General features: G+C 37.2%; 15 protein-coding genes and 1 tRNA gene. 3 read left to right on the forward strand and 13 right to left on the reverse strand.

Annotated features, from left to right (window positions below; genetic code table 11):
• The first annotated feature begins 24 nt into the window (after positions 1–24).
• Positions 25–100, forward strand: a tRNA-Phe gene (locus BM361_RS00465).
• Between the two features lie 592 nt (positions 101–692).
• Here BM361_RS00465 and BM361_RS00470 read toward each other — a convergent pair.
• The 6 genes from BM361_RS00470 to BM361_RS00495 all read right to left on the reverse strand — a co-directional run bounded on the left by BM361_RS00470 (position 693) and on the right by BM361_RS00495 (position 5,507).
• Positions 693–1,148 carry a rhodanese-like domain-containing protein gene (locus tag BM361_RS00470; protein ID WP_083425823.1) on the reverse strand — a complete coding sequence of 152 codons (456 nt, stop codon included), beginning with the start codon at positions 1,146–1,148 and terminating at the stop codon, positions 693–695.
• A gap of 13 nt (positions 1,149–1,161) precedes the next feature.
• Positions 1,162–2,028, reverse strand: coding sequence for a pseudouridine synthase (locus tag BM361_RS00475; protein WP_038268886.1), 867 nt, complete (start codon positions 2,026–2,028; stop codon positions 1,162–1,164).
• 92 nt (positions 2,029–2,120) lie between these two features.
• On the reverse strand, positions 2,121–3,026 hold the full coding sequence (locus tag BM361_RS00480) for a geranylgeranylglycerol-phosphate geranylgeranyltransferase (RefSeq protein ID WP_074976236.1): 906 nt from the start codon (positions 3,024–3,026) through the stop codon (positions 2,121–2,123).
• Positions 3,027–3,039: 13 nt separating this feature from the next.
• Positions 3,040–3,978 carry a mevalonate kinase family protein gene (locus BM361_RS00485; protein ID WP_074976237.1) on the reverse strand — a complete coding sequence of 313 codons (939 nt, stop codon included), beginning with the start codon at positions 3,976–3,978 and terminating at the stop codon, positions 3,040–3,042.
• 36 nt (positions 3,979–4,014) lie between these two features.
• Positions 4,015–4,362, reverse strand: coding sequence for a four helix bundle protein (locus BM361_RS00490; protein WP_074976239.1), 348 nt, complete (start codon positions 4,360–4,362; stop codon positions 4,015–4,017).
• Between the two features lie 50 nt (positions 4,363–4,412).
• Positions 4,413–5,507 carry a diphosphomevalonate decarboxylase gene (locus tag BM361_RS00495; RefSeq protein ID WP_074976241.1) on the reverse strand — a complete coding sequence of 365 codons (1,095 nt, stop codon included), beginning with the start codon at positions 5,505–5,507 and terminating at the stop codon, positions 4,413–4,415.
• A 131-nt stretch (positions 5,508–5,638) separates the two neighbouring features.
• On the opposite strand from BM361_RS00495, the gene BM361_RS00500 reads away from it, so the two are divergent.
• Positions 5,639–6,115 carry a TspO/MBR family protein gene (locus BM361_RS00500; RefSeq protein ID WP_038268880.1) on the forward strand — a complete coding sequence of 159 codons (477 nt, stop codon included), beginning with the start codon at positions 5,639–5,641 and terminating at the stop codon, positions 6,113–6,115.
• Here the strand turns inward: BM361_RS00500 and BM361_RS00505 are convergent.
• On the reverse strand, positions 6,112–7,317 hold the full coding sequence (locus tag BM361_RS00505; protein WP_074976242.1) for a BaiN/RdsA family NAD(P)/FAD-dependent oxidoreductase: 1,206 nt from the start codon (positions 7,315–7,317) through the stop codon (positions 6,112–6,114). The genes BM361_RS00500 and BM361_RS00505 overlap by 4 nt on opposite strands.
• A 28-nt stretch (positions 7,318–7,345) precedes the next feature.
• Positions 7,346–8,128 carry a glycerophosphodiester phosphodiesterase gene (locus BM361_RS00510; RefSeq protein WP_074976244.1) on the reverse strand — a complete coding sequence of 261 codons (783 nt, stop codon included), beginning with the start codon at positions 8,126–8,128 and terminating at the stop codon, positions 7,346–7,348.
• 156 nt (positions 8,129–8,284) lie between these two features.
• On the opposite strand from BM361_RS00510, the gene BM361_RS00515 reads away from it, so the two are divergent.
• Positions 8,285–8,695, forward strand: coding sequence for a hypothetical protein (locus BM361_RS00515; RefSeq protein WP_038268875.1), 411 nt, complete (start codon positions 8,285–8,287; stop codon positions 8,693–8,695).
• Positions 8,696–8,732: 37 nt separating this feature from the next.
• Here BM361_RS00515 and BM361_RS00520 read toward each other — a convergent pair whose 3' ends face one another.
• The 5 genes from BM361_RS00520 to pgmB form a co-directional block, all read right to left on the reverse strand.
• Complete coding sequence (locus BM361_RS00520) at positions 8,733–10,118, reverse strand: alpha-amylase family glycosyl hydrolase (protein ID WP_074976677.1); 1,386 nt, start codon at positions 10,116–10,118, stop codon at positions 8,733–8,735.
• Between the two features lie 4 nt (positions 10,119–10,122).
• A complete protein-coding gene (locus BM361_RS00525; RefSeq protein WP_074976245.1) occupies positions 10,123–11,958 on the reverse strand; it encodes a glycoside hydrolase family 13 protein in 1,836 nt (611 codons plus the stop codon).
• Between the two features lie 70 nt (positions 11,959–12,028).
• Positions 12,029–14,140 carry a glycoside hydrolase family 97 protein gene (locus BM361_RS00530; protein ID WP_074976679.1) on the reverse strand — a complete coding sequence of 704 codons (2,112 nt, stop codon included), beginning with the start codon at positions 14,138–14,140 and terminating at the stop codon, positions 12,029–12,031.
• An 8-nt stretch (positions 14,141–14,148) separates the two neighbouring features.
• Complete coding sequence (locus BM361_RS00535; protein ID WP_074976247.1) at positions 14,149–16,446, reverse strand: glycoside hydrolase family 65 protein; 2,298 nt, start codon at positions 16,444–16,446, stop codon at positions 14,149–14,151.
• 20 nt (positions 16,447–16,466) lie between these two features.
• Positions 16,467–17,105 carry a beta-phosphoglucomutase gene (gene pgmB / locus BM361_RS00540; protein WP_074976248.1) on the reverse strand — a complete coding sequence of 213 codons (639 nt, stop codon included), beginning with the start codon at positions 17,103–17,105 and terminating at the stop codon, positions 16,467–16,469.
• Positions 17,106–17,138: the final 33 nt, after the last annotated feature.

The raw sequence follows: 17,138 nt of genomic DNA on the forward strand, positions 1-17,138 counted from the left end.
AACGCAGTAATACTGCAAGCAACTGGTGCCTTAGCTCAGTTGGTAGAGCAAAGGACTGAAAATCCTTGTGTCCCTGGTTCGATTCCTGGAGGCACCACCACTAAAAGCCACAACTATTTCATTTTGAAACGGTTGTGGTTTTTTGGTTTTAAGAGGATGTTGTTAACCTACTGCCTATTATTGGATCGTGTCTATACGTTGTGTTTATATAAATTTTGCGGTTAATCCGTATTGATATAATGGATTAAACATTCAATAAATAGATTCCGCAACAAGTGCGGAATGACAGGTAGTGTGGATTCAGTGACAAGTATGGAATGACAAGTGCAGAATGATATCATGATTTCAAGTATTATGACCACGAGTTATTTTTATACTAAAATGATTAATTTTAAATGCACTCATACTCTATCCATACTTTAGCTATGCTTCAGCCATACTTGAACTACGCCTAAAATCGCCATAAATCGGCAAGATTTCCCAAACTCATCACCCCGATAATCATCAAAAAGAAAGCTTTTGCATGGTATTATACCTATTTATACTATCGGATAAAAAAGACAGCTTTTCAGGACTATTTATAGATTAAAACACCAACAAAAACTGGCCTTGGGCATACTATTGGAATAAAAAAGCCCGAACAGAGATGTCCGAGCTTTTTTAATATTTATTTATAATTAAAATAAACTTCATTAATCCATCAACGGATATCCTTTATCTATCCAGTCGACCTTTAGGTTTTGTGAAAGATTCAACAACTTATGCCTGGTGAAGCCCATCTCATTAAGCAATGTAAATGCCGGTCTGATATTAGGGCAATCCTTAAAGGGGCAACATCCACAATACAAAACAACATCTGCATCTTTTGGCAGCTCATTTAAGCGCTTCTCCAGCTGCTTTAAGTTATCGGACTGCTGTGCGGGTCCAAATTCCACAGAACCCTTTATTGGACCTGCAGGACCAATACTATACAAGTATACATCAGAGGTATTCCCCTTTTCAATGATACCCGCTAATTCAGACGGTTGGATTAACTGCGGTTCTGCCCATGGCTCTGAGTTGGCCTTATGATTTTCGGAACACCCGGTTAAAAAGGAAATCATAAGCACACCAAATACCCAAAATACAATTCTAGTTTTGATCATCATCACCAACTAAAAATTATAACATTTTCAGGTTATTAATCTCCTGCTCATTTAATTTCCTCCAGGTACCTCTAGGCAAATCTTTTTTAGTCAGGCCAGCAAACACAACCCTGTCTAATTTAACCACCTCATAGCCTAAATGTTCAAAGATTCTACGAACAATCCTGTTGCGTCCACTATGAATTTTAATTCCCACCTCACTCTTTGAAGCGTTTTCAATATAGCTCACCTCATCAACCTCGATAAGACCATCTTCGAGCTTTAATCCGTTCGCTATGGCTTTAAGATCGTCATAGACCAAATTCCTGTTCAATTTAACATGGTATATCTTTCTAATACCATGCTTTGGATGGGTTAATTTCTTTGCCAGGGCTCCATCATTAGTAAATAATAGTAACCCAGTAGTATTTCTATCCAGTCTACCAACGGGAACGATTCTGGATTTAGTAGAATTTCTAACCAAATCCATTACGGTTCTTCTACCACGTTCATCATTTGTGGTTGTAATAAACCCTTTAGGTTTATTGAGAAGTACATACTCTTTTTTCTCAGGATTAATCGTCTTACCGTCAAATTTGACTTCATCAGTCAGGTTCACTTTATAACCTAATTCTGTCACCACTTGTCCATTCACCAACACATTACCGGAGGTTATATAAATATCCGCATCACGTCGGGAACAAACACCTGAGTTCGCTATATATTTATTAAGACGTATTTTACCGTCGTCCTGTTTATTTTTCAATAAAGGTGCCTTTTTTATCGGAGCATTACCGCGAGCAAAGCTTTGCTTCCTGGTACCACCTCTTCCGGATGGTTTCCTATTATCTCCACCTTGTCTTCCGTGCGATTTACCTTTATTTGAATTATCCTTCCTACTCATATTCGCTAATTTTTGGCAAAGATAAGTTTTGGAATTCAGATTAACGATTTTTATGCAACGAACTTCAGATAAATCTCCTCAGTTTAAACCTTTTAGAAGATACGATTGAGAACCAGGTCTACATCAATCAGAAGTATACTAAACACTCCAGACACAATAATAAATTTTAACAAGTTGTGAATAAGCACATATTGCTTCTTAGAGGTGGATCTCCACAACAGCATTAAAAACATAATGAGTAGCACCATACACCCATAAAAGAATATATCCATATAGCCAACTTCAAATTTGGAGATTAACAGATACGAAGGTATTAACGTGAGCAAGGTCAAAAAGGTGATGACCATTTTGGAAACTTTTTCTCCATATTTAATGGGTATGGTTTGGTATCCGTAGACCAGATCTCCTTTAATATTCTCCAAATCTTTAACGAGCTCTCTAATAAGAATCACCAAAAACAGGAATAATGCGTGTACGAAAATAACCAGGTCAAAGTTTTTATAATAAATAAAGACTGCAAAAAAGGGAGTGATTGCCAATAATGCAGAAATCAGATTCCCAACAAATGTTATTTTTTTTAATTTATGCGAATAGAGCCAGATTCCGAAAATATAAAACGAAAAGAACACCACTGCCCTGAAGGAAACATAGCTTGCTATAATTACAGAAAGAAAATTAAGTATAAAGTAGGTTGTTAACTTAAACCGCTGACTTACCAACCTATCGAGCATGGTTTTCTTAGGACGGTTGATAAGGTCTTTTTCTGCATCATAAAAGTTATTTATTAAATAACCTGAAGCAATCGCCAGTGCTGATGCTGCTACAATAGCAAAAAGATTTCCATCAAAAATAACCTGTCGAAGTGGTAAATGGGATGAGAATATATAAATAGAAGCTAAATATTGAGCAAGTACGATTACTAATATATTGTAACCTCTTACTACCGAAAACAAACTCAACAATTTGAGCAAGGTCATTTTTTGTTTTCGATTCAGCATAAACAGCTATTCTTTAAAAGTTGTAAATCACCTCTAACTTATAACCTTTCAACGCTTTTTTTGCTTTTTCAAGATCTTCGGTAAATCCTAATATATAGCCTCCTCCTCCTGAGCCACATAGCTTAAGATAATATTCATTTGTATCTATTCCCTGTTTCCATAGCTTATGAAATTGGGCAGGAATCATTGGCTTGAAATGATCAAAAGCCACATGAGAAAGCTGCTTAATGTTGGTAAACAAGGATTTGAAATCTCCTTTCAAAAAATCTTCTACACAAGCATCCGTATGTTTAACGAATTGTTCTTTTACTATTTTCCTAAATCCTTCATTCTTCATATTTTCCATGAAGATCTGAACCATAGGAGCGGTTTCTCCAACCATTCCGCTATCCAGTAAAAACACGGCTCCTTTACCATCGGCATTCTGTGAAGGTATACCGGTAGGTTCAATATCATCTTTAGAATTAATAAGAATTGGTATACTGAGATAACTGTTTAGTGGATCTAAGCCTGAGGATTTGCCGTGAAAAAAGGATTCCATTTTTCCGAAAATGTCTTTCAGGATCAAAAGTTTTTCTCGCGTTAAATTCTCAAGGACGGTAATTTTATCGAAGGCATATTTGTCATAAATTGCTGCCACCAAGGCTCCGCTGCTACCTACTCCATAACCTTGTGGAATACTACTGTCAAAATACATTCCTCCATCGATATCTCTTTGAAGTTTTTCAATATCAAAAGAAACATTTGCGTCTTCATTTTCCTGAAGTTTTTCGAGGTAATCAGCAAATTTTCTTAACGAAGCGTTGGAAAACTGTGCTTCTTCAGATAAACTGTCTGCAGATTTAAGCGCCCCATTATAAAAATTATAGGGTATAGACAATCCTTTAGAATCTTTTATGATTCCGTATTCTCCAAAGAGGAGTATTTTCGAATAAAACAAAGGTCCCTTCATCGTCTCAATTAAAAGTTAATAATGAAAAATGAACAATTAATTCTTTGCATTTTTCACTATAGTTACAAGCAATTTAATCAATTCTTTAGATTTACACTTAAAGTTATGAAAAGTTTCTTCAGCAATAAAATCTGTTTGATATAATATCTCTATCCAATAATCAGCTTCATTTGCTTCTTTTAGTGCTATACTCATTTTACTAATAAAGTCAGGTTTTGATTGTGCAAATTCAGCTTCCCTGATATTGGCTCCGATTGAAGTGCCTGATTTTAACAGCTGCCTTGACATCACATATTCCTTCTCTTCAACCATTAAAGCTTTATAAAGCCCAACTATCTCTATAGCAAAATTAAAACTCTTATTTTTTACGATATTATCTTTCATCGGATAATGACTCCATATACAAGACCTGAATCATTTTTAACTTTTCATCTTTAATTTTTAATTAATTCAGCGCCTAAACCAATTTGGTCACAAATATACTGTCCGTTTTCACAATACGCAACCAACTCATTCTTAATAAATGTCAAAACCGTATCTTTTTCATTTTCAGGATACAGCAGATGTACATTGGCTCCTGCATCTAAGGTAAAACAAAGGTTCGACCCAGTCGCAGATCTATACTCCCAAATTTTATTTATGATCTGAAGGGTATGAGGCTTCATCAGGATAAAATATGGTAAACTAGTCATCATCATGGCATGCAAGGTTAGGGCTTCGCTTTCTACCAGCTCAATAAACCCTTTCTGATCTCCATTTTGAAGTATCTTAATCAATTTAGACAAGTTGGTTTCTGCCTGTTTAAATCGCATTTCTGCAAACGGATGTCCATGCATCAGATCATGCCCAACGGTACTGCTTACCTGCTTCTGCCCTTTATCTACCAACAATATGGTATCCTGATAATTTTTAAAAACCGGATGTATTTCTTGAGGCAACTTCACCCCATAGAGATCAGAGGCTTCTTTAACATCTTCATTTTGACCCCAGACTACCATTTCTCCTTCTATACTTCTACACGCACTTCCCGAACCCAAACGGGCGAGAAAAGAAGCTTTTTGGTTAAAATAGTCATTGGTTATCTTTTCATTCAAGGCTTTTTCCACGCTCATCAAACACAAGGCCAAGGCACTCATACCACTTGCTGAAGATGCAATACCACTACTATGAGGAAAGGAATTAGAGGTATCAATTGAAAAATGATAATCTTTCACAAAAGGGATATATTTTTCAACACGTTCAAAAAACTTCACAATTTTAGGTTTGAATTCAGGTTTCGGGCTTCCCTCAAACAATAAATCAAAGCTAAATCGTTCTTGCTGTTGTTCCTTATTTCGTTTAACATAAGCAACTGTTGTGGTAGTAGCACAATGATCGAGTGTAAAACTAATGGAAGGGTTGGCCGGTATTTGATTTTCTTTCTTTCCCCAATATTTAACTAAAGCTATGTTGCTAGGAGATTTCCAGGTTACCGTTCCCTCGATTTGGTTTTCTATATATCGCGACGAGACAAAATCGTTTTCAGTCATTAATATTCAAAATTTAAGCAAAGATAACTCAAAGAACCTTTACATAACAATTATCATATTTTAACTGTTTTTTGCGATTTAACTTTCATCAAAAATAAATTGCTATTTTAGTACACACTAACGTTAATCCTATGAAGAAAAGGCTGATTCAAAAAATTATAATTTGCGTTTTTATTTGCCTGTTAACGGGTTTGTTTGCCAGCCTGGCTACACAATCAAGTGTAGAGACCTGGTATGCCGATTTAAACAAACCTAACTTCACACCTCCGGATTGGCTATTTGCTCCTGTTTGGACAGTTCTATATATCCTGATGGGAATAGCTGCAGGAATCGTATGGAGTCGTGGCTTTTACCATAAATGGGTTAAAACAGCCATGTATCATTTTGCTTTTCAATTGATCTTTAACGCGATGTGGAGTATTGTATTTTTTGGATTCAGACAGCCTCTATGGGCATTTCTAATCATCATCACCTTACTCATCCTTATTGCATTGACGATCAAATGGTTTAAGGTTGTCAACAAACAAGCGGCTTATTTACTTATTCCATATTTCATATGGGTATGCTTTGCAGCGGCGCTCAACTTTGAAGTTTGGCGATTGAATTAATCAGCAATCGCTTTTGCAGCTATAAAAGCTCCTGTCCATGCATTTTGGAAATTAAATCCACCTGTAATGGCATCGATGTTTAGCACCTCTCCTGCAAAATAGAGGTCCTTTTGAATCTTACTCTGATACGTTTTAAAATCTACCTCTTTTAAATCTACGCCTCCGGCGGTAACAAACTCTTCTTTAAAGGTACTTTTACCATCAACATCATATACAGATTGTGTAAGTTGGCTTGCCAGGGTCGTCAATTGTTGCTTGCTTACTTCAGCCCATCGCATTTGGTCGGTAATTCCTGAAGCATTGAGCAGGGAAAACCATAGTCGCTTTGGTATTTCAAAGGGTTTAATATTCACTACTAACTTTTTACCATTATTCGCTTTCACCAGCTTCAGCTCTTCCAAAGCTTCTTCAACGCCTTGATTATAGAGCCAGTTAATTTGAATCTTAAATTTATAATCCAGAGCATTTAAGTCTCTGGCACCCCATGCTGAAAGTTTCAATATAGCAGGCCCGCTTAATCCCCAATGCGTAATCAATACCGGTCCTTCGGAATTCAAATGCGTCCCTAAGATTTTTACAGACCCCATGGTACTAAGTCCCGGGAGGCTTTTAATGCGTTGATCATTAATGTTAAAGGTAAACAGCGAAGGCACTGGAGTTACGAGAGAATGCCCCAAATCTTTAATCATTCTCCAGACTTTAGGACTACTACCCGAAGCTATTAATAGTTTTTTGCAGGAGAATTCACCTTTACTGGTTTCTACAAGCCAATTATCTTGTCGTTCAATTCGCTTTACGGCATGTCCGGTAAGGACAGAAACGCCTAATCTATTAACCTCGTGTAAAAAACAGTCTATAATCGTTTGCGAACTATCTGAGGTTGGAAACATTCGTCCATCTTCTTCGATCTTGAGGGCAACTCCTCTTTTTTCAAAAAAAGCTATAGTATCTCCGCTGCAAAAAGTATGAAAGGGACCTTTCAATTCTTTTTCTCCTCTTGGATAATACTTCGCCAGTTCATTCGGAACAAACTCGGCATGGGTCACATTACATCGACCTCCTCCTGAAATTTTAACCTTGGTGAGTACCTCTTTCCCTTTTTCTAAAATTGCGATTTTTAGCTTTGGTTTAGTTTCAGCTATATGAATAGCTGCAAAGAAACCGGCCGCTCCTCCTCCTACAATTAGCACGTCGTAATCCATGAAGGCAAAGATATGTTAATAAAGGTAATTATAGGGCGGGCTGAAGATTTTCAACATTTGCATGCACCCTGTCGGGATAGTCCGAAATGATTCCATCTACCTTAAAATCTTTCATCAATTGAATGTCTTCAGGATTATTAACGGTCCACGGATAGACCTTAAAGCCTCTTTCCTGAATTACCTCAACATTAACACCTGTAAGTTTTTTATAATGTGGATTAATAGCTTCAGCTTTTAATTCATCCGCCAAATCTAAAGCGTTAAGAGGGTCTCCTGAGATCAACACAGCTATTGGGACATTTTTATCCAGGGCTCTCATTTTTTTGAGTTCATCCCATTTAAAGCTGCTAATAATAAAACTTTCCGTACTCCAGTTTTTGGATGTTATGTAATCTTGAATAATGGCATGAACGGGTTCAGCCGTATTAGCTCCTTTAAGCTCTATATTCAATCGAACTTTATTATCAATTATATCAAGGACCTGATGTAATTGAGGAATTTGACTCCCGTTTTTCAACTGAACTTTATTGAGGTCTTCAAGGGTTAAATCTTCAATATGAACATCAATACCGGCAAGTCGTTTCAAATTATCATCATGAAAAACGACTACCTCTCCACTTTTAATTTTAAAGACATCAATTTCAATAGCATCCACTCCCAGATCTATTGCTTTTTTGATAGACGGAATAGAATTTTCAGTTTCGTAACCTGCAGCGCCTCGATGCCCTATTGTCATCGGACGATTCCTCTCCTTACAACTTAACACAAACAGTGAAACCATCGCTAAACAAACAATACTTATTTTTTTCATTCTGACTTAACAAAAACCCATCTGTCATCATCAGCTCCATTATTTTTCAACTTGCAAAATTAAGATTAAAATCAATTCAAAAGTTATAAGAATGTTAATTGATCCTAAAAAAAATGTATTTTTAAATCACATTAACCCCTTAAAAACAAATCAATTATGTTTTCCAAATCGAATTTATTAGCCACCATTATTGCCACCATTGTTTTCTTTTTCCTTGGTTATGCCGTGTGGGGAATTGCCCTTTCGAGCTACTTTGAGGCACATGCCACCAACAATGTTATGAAAGCTATGCCCAACATGGGCACCCTGGTATTTTCAAATTTAATAATGTCTTTTGCAATGAGTACCATTTATGGTAAATGGGCTACTGGCAAGTACAGTGCTGCCAGCGGATTTTCTTTTGGCGCCTGGATTGGAATTTTTGTAGGCTTTGGTCTTGGTTTTTTATGGTATTCCACCTCTGATTTAATGGATCTGACGGGAACGATTGTAGAAGCTATTTTGGATATTTTCTTCTATGGAATTATTGGTCTGGTTATTGGCATCGTTTATCAAAAAACTTCCTGATAAATCTACAAACCCCGCAATTGCGGGGTTTTATTTTTTACTCTTCAATTAAAATCAAATATTCCCAGGGTTGTAGTTCGTATTCAACTCCTGATTTTAATACGACATCTGTATTAGTCATATAGCTTTTAAATGAACCCTCATAGTCTACCGTAGCCAATTTAGAATCATTGGTTAAATTAGCTAAAAACAACAATCTTTTACCATTTTTAATTCTTTCAAATGCTAATATGGATTTATCATCGGAGGTTTTAACCCGGTTATAAGCTGCTGCTTCTTTTCCTCCAGCCAATGCCGGATATGTATTTTTCAGTGTTCCTAACTTTTGATAGATTGGATAAAAGTCTCCTTTTTCTTTAATGATAGTGTCTTTTTCAAAAAACAACAATCTTTTATCCATATCATATTCCTGTCCACTATATACCAAGGGCATTCCGGGAATGCAATACGTCATAGCTGCAAAAGTTTCTGCTGCGTCTCCCATACGTTCGAATACTGTACCATTCCAGGAATTCTCATCGTGATTAGAAGTAAAATTCATAAACATATCATCTGATTCCAAAAGGGTATCATTCTTCTTCATGTAATGATCCCAATCTTCCACCGTTTTATTTCCCTGTGCAATTTCATTCATAATGTGATGTCCTTCCCACGCATATTGCATATCAAAGGCCTTCTTCAACAATTCAGGTTGTTCAGCTTCGGCTAACATAAACACAGGCTTAACGGCGCGTATGGAATCTGAAGCAGTTTCCCAAAAATCTACAGGCACCTGATGGGCGACATCACATCGAAAACCATCTATATTTTCTTCTTTTACCCAGTACAGCATGTCAGCGATCATTTCTTCCCGCATTTCACGATTGTCAAAATTTAAATCAGCTACATCAGTCCACCCCCATGATTCACCTGTATCAGGATTTAATGGATCTACAATATTTCCGTCTTCATCCTGGGTGTAATACTCCGGATGCTCCTGGATCCAAACATGGTCCCACCCGGTATGATTCGCTACCCAATCAAGAATAACATACATCCCCTGATCATGAGCCGTCTGAACTAGTTTTCTAAAATCATCTAATGTTCCGAATTCCGGATTCACTTTGGTATAATCGGTTATAGCGTAATAACTTCCCAAAGAGCCTTTACTTTTGGTGCTGGAAATCGGGTAAATAGGCATGAGCCAAATTACCTTCACTCCAAGTTCTTTTAACCTTGGAATATCTTTTGTAAAAGCATTAAACGATCCTTCTTCTGAATATTGTCTAATATTTGCTTCATAGATCACGCCTTCTTCCAAAACTTCATCTGAAACCGGCTTATAGGCAGTATGTTCTTCAAGCTCGGCCGTATCCTTTTTAGGTTCGTTTTTACAGGCTCCCAGAACAACTGCTACCACCAGGACCAAACATATTTTTTTCATCTGTTTATTTTTTAAGTTCAATGATATAACTTGTTTTTGCAGGCATCTTGAGGTTCGTCGACAAATCAATTTCCATTTCAGTCATTACCTCCATTCCTTTAGAAAAATGGTAAAGGTTTTCTTTAAAGCGATCTAACTTCAAAACCTTATCACTTTGGTTATTATTAATTACAACCATTACTGAGGCTTGATCGTTATGTCTAAAATATACATAAACTTCATCGTCTGGCAAATACTGGGTCGTTTTACCCGAATGAATAACCTTTGCTTTTTTTCTCCAATTCAATAGCTTGGCGGTGAAATCAAAATAGGCGTTCTGTTTATCTGTTCTTTCCTTCGCTTTGAAAGCATTATTTTGATCACCAGGCCAACCTCCAGGAAAGTCTCTGCGGATATCGCCATCGCCCTTTCCTTTATCACCTTGCATACCTATCTCACTACCGTAATAAATCTGCGGTATTCCTCTTGAGGTAGCAATCAAACTCATGATTAATTTATAATCCTCGATATTCGGGTAAATGTGATTGATTCTTTCGGTATCATGGTTTTCGGCAAAAATCAACAGGTTATTTACCTCGGGGTATAAAAAATCATTCACATAATTTTCATACACTTGAATCATTCCTTTATTCCATGAAGGGTACTCCTCTTTGAAAACTTGTCCAATAGCATCGTGCAAGGTAAAATCCATCACACTGGGCAAGTAAGAATTATAGTTTTGTATCGCTCCTATTTTACTATCCTTTTGCCAATAAGCCATTTGAGCCTGATCGTGCATCCATACCTCACCAACAATATTAAAATTTGGATATTCATCCATGATTGCTTTAGTCCATAAGGCTATAGCGTCTTTATCATTGTATGAATAGGTATCTACCCTAAACCCATCTAGATTAGCAAATTCGATCCACCATATGGCATTCTGAATAAGATACTTAAGCACCAGGGGGTTTTGTTGGTTTAGATCAGGCATGGTCTTCACGAACCATCCATCCATACAGTATTTATAATCTCTTTGGGATGCATTCGGATCCATTTGTGTTGTCATGCGATAGTTGGTTTGTGCATATCCGGGAAACTGATGTATCCAGTCATAAGTCGGTAAATCTTTAATCATCCAATGCTCCAGTCCCCAGTGATTGGTAACATAATCCATGATCAGTTTCATATCTCTCTTATGCAATTCTTTGGAAAGCATTTGATATTCCTCATTAGTCCCATATCGAGGATCTATTCGGTACACATCACTTTGTGCATAGGTATGATAGGAGTATTGATTGTCATTATCTTCACACAATGGGGTGCTCCATATGGTTGTTGCTCCCAAGGCTTCAACATAATCCAAATGATCAATTATTCCCTGAATATCTCCTCCATGTCGTCCTCCTTCAAAATCTCTGTTCACCTTTTCCGTCAATTCCGAATGTGAATCATTATTCGGATTGCCATTAGCAAAACGATCTGGCATCAATAAATAAATTACATCCGAAGCATCAAATCCTTTTCTTAACTTAGAATTTGGGGCTCTTTTTTTGAGTTCGTATGCATGAGAAAAGACTGTTCGCTTACCCTTTTTGAAGTCAATGTTGTAAATACCGGGGTCCAGTCCTTTCGTATCCATGGTTATAAATACGTAGTTAGGGTTTTCGGTCTTCGTAATACTGGTAACCACCACATTTTCTACTTCAGGAGTGTATTGAGCAATTTCTTCACCATACACCATGATCTGAAGTTTGCTATGGGCCATATCTGACCACCAAAAAGGTGGTTCTATTTTGTCTATTTGTGCGCTTATTGCCAAAGGCAATAGCAGCATTATAAGTTTGATCGCATGTTTCATTTTACTCTTTATTGAAAAATGTATTATTAAACACTATGGTTCATAAGGCTCAACCCAACAACTTATGAAATTATTTAATTTCAATAATACTGATGGCATATCCACCTCCGGGAGCTGATTCCAATTTTAATTTCGATTTATGTGTTACCTTTTTGGTAGTAATGGAATAAGCTTGCGGGTTGGTTTTGTAATGAGCATTTTTTGCGTCGGCATAAATCGTTGCTTTATATTTCTTTCCTTGTTCGAGAAAATCCAAGCTTATTTCAGAGGTTCTTTTTTCAACTCCATTTACATTTCCCACAAACCAATCATTCGTTCCTTTGGCTTTACGTGCTATGGTAATATACCTCCCAGGTTCGGCCTCTATATAGTTGCTATCATCCCAATCAACCGCTACATCTTTAATAAATTGAAAAGCATCGGGAAATCGATTATAGTTCTCAGGTAGATCGGCAGCCATTTGTAGTGGACTGTACATGGTAACATACAAGGCTAACTGATTTGCAATGGTAGCATTTACATGTGAATTATTATTTGGATTGAGTTTTGAAATATCCATTTCAAAAATTCCCGGAGTATAATCCATCGGTCCTCCCAAAAGACGTGTAAATGGTAAAACAGTAACATGGTTAGGTTTTGAACCTCCAAACGCTTGAAACTCGGTCCCTCGGGCGGATTCATTTCCTATTAGGTTAGGGTATGTTCTGCAAATTCCTGTAGGCCTTACTGCTTCATGGGCATTCACCATAATCTGATATTGGGCAGCCTTTTCAACGGCATATTGATAATGATTTACAATCCACTGACTGTAATGATGCTCTCCTCTGGGTAAAATATCCCCAACGTACCCACTTTTTACCGCTGGGTAATCATATTTCTTCATGAACTGATATGCGGTATCTAGATGACGTTCATAGTTTCGAACAGCACTTGAAGTTTCGTGATGCATAATCATTTTCACCCCTTTAGATTTGGCATATTCATGAATTTCTTCAACATCAAAATCCGGATAAGGGGTTACAAAATCAAACACATAATCTTTGGATTGACCGAACCAATCTTCCCAACCTTCATTCCATCCTTCTACCAAAACACCATCGAAACCGTGTTTTGCTGCAAAGTCGATATATTCTTTAACATGTTCAGTGGTTGCACCATGTGTACCATTAGGGGTTGCATTTTCATAATCCGTTTCTCCCAATTTAACAGCTGGAAAATCGTTGGTATAAGACCATGAGCTCTTCCCTGTTATCATTTCCCACCAGACACCGACATATTTCATTGGTTTAATCCAGGAGGTATCCTCTATCTTACAGGGTTCATTGAGATTTAAAATCATAGGTGATGCCAGAATGTCTTCTGCCTTATCACTCACCATAATCGTTCTCCATGGACTTGTACAAGGCGCCTGGAGATATCCTTTATTTCCCTGGGCATCTGGTGTCAGCCATGATTCGAAAACGAACTTCTGATCATCCAAATTCAGATTCATCAAGGAGTAATCGATCAATGCTGCTTCATGTAAATTGATATACAAATCTTCATCGGTCTTCATCATCAAAGCTGTCTGAACACCCGTTTTAGAGAATTGTTCCTGAGAAGCATTATCAGTCAGAGCCTTATCGAATAATCCTCTAATTTCGCTAAGCTTACTCTCGGTATAATCGTATTCTTGAGAGTCGTAATCTCCCGGAATCCAAAAAGCGGTATGATCGCCAGTCATTGCGAACTGGGTATGTTCTTCTTTTATGGTGAAATAGGTTAGGTTTTTCTGCTGTGGAAATTCATACCTAAATCCCAGTCCATCGTTGAACAAACGAAAACGCACTATCATAATTCGGTCCGTTTCATTTTGCTGCAGTGTGATGGCTAATTCATTATAGTGATTTGTTATCTCGGAAACTTCTCCCCAAACCGGTTTCCAGGTTTGATTATAAGAATCAACCTCTGAATCAGCAATTGTAAAATCATCAAGCAAGGACTTCTTATCATTCACTAATTCTAGTCCTAATTTACTTGATTTTATCACCAACTTGTCTTTAAAGAATAGTTGATACGCAGGGCTTCCATTTTCTATCAATGAAAATTTCATTTTTAAGTCCCCATCGGGTGAACTCAACTCCTGCGCATTTATAGACCATACACTTACGGTTACTAGAAATAAAATAATTAACTTTTTCATTGCCATGATCATTTTCCTGCTGGTTGTACTACTGTTTCTTTACCATTTATTAAAATGCTAAGCTCTTTATTCCCGTCATTAGAAATCGTGGTCTTGTCTTGTGTTACCTCCACATGAAAGATCTGATCTCTAAAGTTCACTTTAAAAGAATAGGCTTTCCATTGTACAGGAATTTTAGGTTCGAACGAAAGCTTTCCATCTTTTACTCTCATCCCACCGAATCCTTCTACAATACTCATCCACGTTCCAGCCATTGAGGTAATGTGAAGTCCTTGATGCACTTCTTTATTATAGTCATCCAGATCTAATCTTGAAGTTCGCAGGTAAAAGGTATACGCTTGATCCATTCGATCTAAAAATGCTGCCTGAATGTTATGAACACATGGGGACAAAGACGATTCATGAACTGTAAACGGTTCATAAAAATCGAAATGTCGCTCTATTTCTTCTTTAGTAAAATGATCTTCAAAGAAGTAAAATCCCTGTAAGACGTCTGCTTGCTTTATATACGGAGAACGGAGAATGCGATCCCATGACCATTTTTGGTTAATCGGTCGCTGATCTTCCGAAAGATTTTCAACCGTAATCAATTCCTTGTCCAGAAAACCATCTTGTTGCAGATAGACTTGATTTTCTTCTGAATATGGGAAGTACATATTATCAGCAACTTTCAACCATTCGTTGATTTCGTCTTCGGTTATCCCGGTAACTGAAGCCACTCGCTGATAATCTTCGTTAAACTCTTTTTTTACTTTTTCAATATGTTCTGCTGCAAATTGAATACACCATTGCGCTATATAATTAGTATACCAATTATTATTAACGTTATTTTCGTATTCATTAGGGCCTGTAACCCCCAGGATCACATACTGATCTTTGTTGGCTGCATAATTTGCTCTTTGATGCCAGAAACGGGCTACTCCAATCATGACCTCCAATCCCATTTCCGGGATATAACTATAATCGTCTGTGTATCTGAGGTAATTATATATGGCATAGACAATAGCTCCGTTACGATGAATCTCTTCGAATGTAATTTCCCACTCGTTATGACATTCTTCACCATTCATAGTTACCATAGGATACAAAGCGGCTCCATTCGAAAACCCTAATTTCTCAGCATTTTCAATAGCTTTATCCAACTGATTGTAACGATACTTCAGTAAGTTCCTTGCCACCTGTTGATCTTTGGTAGCCATATAAAAAGGGATGCAATAGGCTTCGGTATCCCAATAGGTACTTCCCCCATATTTTTCTCCTGTAAATCCCTTAGGGCCAATATTAAGTCGATCGTCTTTACCGAGGTAAGTTTGATTCAGTTGAAAAATATTAAAACGTATTCCTTGCTGGGCTTTTACATCACCTTCAATCGTAATATCTGCCATTTCCCAAATGGAAGCCCAGGCTTGCTTTTGTTTTTGTAGCAATCCGTTAAATCCAAAGGATACTGCTTTGGTTAAAACATTTTTAGCGGCTTTAACTAAATCATCTTTATCGTGATTCATCGAAGTTACGTAACCGGCATATTTATATAAAGTGGCTGTTTTCCCCTTTTCAACTTCCACCTGATATTCCTGGCTAATATATGTGGAGGACCGTGATTCTTTACTGGCAACATCTTGCAACGCACCATCAACCTCTAATCGGTTTTCCATAAAAGTACCCACATAGAAATGGGTTTTTAAGGTGCGTGTTACTATTACAGCCTGACTTTCGTTACTCTGTACCTCTAAAGTCTCCCAGAATTTTTCTTCCCAGTTGGTATCATAATTTTCTATACCGCTATCCAGATAGGGTCTAAAAACGATATCGGCATTCTTATTTATTGGCGTTACCGAATACTTTATAGCTCCTAATTCATCGATATCCAAGCTCAAGAATCGGGTTGTTTTTACTTCAACCTGTATATCATTCTGCAGGGTGGCTTTAAACGATCGTTGATACCACCCCTCTTTCATGTTTAACTCTCGCTTATAATCACTAACTTCTTTACATACGTTAAGATCTAGCGCTTCTCCATTAACATATACATTTATCCCTATCCAGTTAGGAGCATTCAACACTTTAGCGAAGTATTCAGGGTAGCCGTTTTTCCACCACCCCACTTTAGTCTTATCCGGATAATATATTCCTGCTATATAGCTTCCCTGAAACGTTTGTCCGGAATAATGTTCTTCAAAATTTGCCCGTTGCCCCATGGCGCCGTTTCCGATACTGAACAAACTTTCTGACGATCGTACTTTATTGGCATCAAATCCTTCTTCTATGATCGACCAGTTATTTGGTATGATATAATCTTGATTCATTTTTTGTTGCTGTTGAAATTTTAAAATAGATTGTCTTGTATTTTGGTAAAGTCTGCAAAAACGTACTTCGCATCTTTAAGTACCTCCGGATCTCCCAATCCAACGGATATCATACCTGCTGAATTAGCGGCTTCAATTCCTGCTTCGGAATCTTCAAAAACTACGCAGTTTGTTTTTTTAACACCTAATTCTTCTGCAGCCACCAGAAACACTTCAGGGTCTGGTTTAGCTTTAGTAACACTATTGCCATCGACGATGACATCGAATTCTTTGAACAGCCCGACTTTCTTTAAAATCTCAGGAGCATTTTTACTTGCTGAACCAAGAGCTACCGGAAAATCATTTGCTTTTAAAAGCTCTATATACTCAACAATTCCAGGCAATATATCGGCTGATGTCATTTGCTCAACGAATGATAAATAATATTCGTTCTTTTCCTTTGCAAGTCTTTCGAATTCATCTTGGGGAATAGATTTACCAGCCCAGTTCAATATCTTATTTAAAGAATCTACTCTGCTTACTCCTTTTAACTTTTCGTTCAATTCGGGTGTAAGCTCAAAAGCCAGTTCATCGGCGGTTCGTTTCCAGGCTAAAAAATGAAAACGAGCTGTATCGACAATAACACCATCTAAATCGAATATGTATCCTTTATTTTTCATTATTCTTTTCTATGTACAGACTTAAATTCTGGA

Origin of the sequence: Zhouia amylolytica, from assembly GCF_900116365.1 — a bacterium.
Taxonomy (GTDB): domain Bacteria; phylum Bacteroidota; class Bacteroidia; order Flavobacteriales; family Flavobacteriaceae; genus Zhouia; species Zhouia amylolytica.

Bases quoted from the DNA above. Each gene is read 5' to 3' on its own strand.
- BM361_RS00470 (WP_083425823.1), bottom strand. From the start codon at position 1,148: ATGATGATCAAAACTAGAATTGTATTTTGGGTATTTGGTGTGCTTATG.
- BM361_RS00475 (WP_038268886.1), bottom strand. From the start codon at position 2,028: ATGAGTAGGAAGGATAATTCAAATAAAGGTAAATCGCACGGAAGACAA.
- BM361_RS00480 (WP_074976236.1), bottom strand. From the start codon at position 3,026: ATGCTGAATCGAAAACAAAAAATGACCTTGCTCAAATTGTTGAGTTTG.
- BM361_RS00485 (WP_074976237.1), bottom strand. From the start codon at position 3,978: ATGAAGGGACCTTTGTTTTATTCGAAAATACTCCTCTTTGGAGAATAC.
- BM361_RS00490 (WP_074976239.1), bottom strand. From the start codon at position 4,362: ATGAAAGATAATATCGTAAAAAATAAGAGTTTTAATTTTGCTATAGAG.
- BM361_RS00495 (WP_074976241.1), bottom strand. From the start codon at position 5,507: ATGACTGAAAACGATTTTGTCTCGTCGCGATATATAGAAAACCAAATC.
- BM361_RS00500 (WP_038268880.1), top strand. From the start codon at position 5,639: ATGAAGAAAAGGCTGATTCAAAAAATTATAATTTGCGTTTTTATTTGC.
- BM361_RS00505 (WP_074976242.1), bottom strand. From the start codon at position 7,317: ATGGATTACGACGTGCTAATTGTAGGAGGAGGAGCGGCCGGTTTCTTT.
- BM361_RS00510 (WP_074976244.1), bottom strand. From the start codon at position 8,128: ATGAAAAAAATAAGTATTGTTTGTTTAGCGATGGTTTCACTGTTTGTG.
- BM361_RS00515 (WP_038268875.1), top strand. From the start codon at position 8,285: ATGTTTTCCAAATCGAATTTATTAGCCACCATTATTGCCACCATTGTT.
- BM361_RS00520 (WP_074976677.1), bottom strand. From the start codon at position 10,118: ATGAAAAAAATATGTTTGGTCCTGGTGGTAGCAGTTGTTCTGGGAGCC.
- BM361_RS00525 (WP_074976245.1), bottom strand. From the start codon at position 11,958: ATGAAACATGCGATCAAACTTATAATGCTGCTATTGCCTTTGGCAATA.
- BM361_RS00530 (WP_074976679.1), bottom strand. From the start codon at position 14,140: ATGAAAAAGTTAATTATTTTATTTCTAGTAACCGTAAGTGTATGGTCT.
- BM361_RS00535 (WP_074976247.1), bottom strand. From the start codon at position 16,446: ATGAATCAAGATTATATCATACCAAATAACTGGTCGATCATAGAAGAA.
- pgmB (WP_074976248.1), bottom strand. From the start codon at position 17,105: ATGAAAAATAAAGGATACATATTCGATTTAGATGGTGTTATTGTCGAT.